The organism is Clostridium celatum DSM 1785, from assembly GCF_000320405.1.
GTDB classification, from domain to species: Bacteria; Bacillota; Clostridia; order Clostridiales; family Clostridiaceae; genus Clostridium; species Clostridium celatum.
This window is the reverse complement of sequence record NZ_KB291672.1, coordinates 1-576: the sequence shown is the minus strand read 5'-3', so window position 1 is coordinate 576 and position 576 is coordinate 1. Positions and strand designations below refer to the sequence as shown.

Sequence of the window (576 nt, the reverse complement as noted above, 5' to 3'; positions counted from 1 at the left end):
CTTCAGCTTCTGCTAACGCGTCGTTAAATTCCTTAACTACTGCTGGTACTACACCTTCAAGTGCTCCACCATCTTTAAGTTCATTAGCATAATCAATAGTTATCTTTAATGATGTCTTATCTACATTTACTTCTGGTTTTTCTTCCTTTTCCTCTAAAGCTCCAATTGCATTTTGTACTGCTGTCTTAGCAACATCTACTTGATCTTGTGTGGCACCTTCATTAGCTACTACTTCTTCTGCTAATTTAACAGCTTCTTTTAATGCATTTATTGTTGCTTCTGTATACTTATCTGATTCATTTTCAATTATATTTTTTTAGTGTCTTCAATAACTGAAGTTAATTCAGATTTATTTACAGCTTCTTTTATATTCATTGTTACAGTTGATGTCTTAGTTGCTTCTTCAGCACCTTCTCCATCTGCAACTTTACCATTTATTAAATCAAATGCTATATTTTCTCCGCTTGCTTTAGCTGTGAATGTTAACTTAACAATGTCTTTAACATTTTCTAAAGTTGTTCCAAGTCCAGCTACTACTACCTTAACTTTTCCATCTGTAGCTTTAGCTTGTACCAA

Annotated in this window: 2 protein-coding genes; both read right to left on the bottom strand. The window is 33.2% G+C overall.

Features of this window, described 5'->3' with window-relative positions; genetic code table 11:
• Nucleotides 1–307 (bottom strand): hypothetical protein (locus HMPREF0216_RS18275; protein ID WP_423219175.1); only part of this gene is annotated, 307 nt, incomplete at its 3' end.
• A partial coding sequence (locus HMPREF0216_RS17380; RefSeq protein ID WP_169317583.1) for a hypothetical protein occupies nt 307–576 on the bottom strand: 270 nt, incomplete at its 5' end. The genes HMPREF0216_RS17380 and HMPREF0216_RS18275, both read right to left, overlap by 1 nt.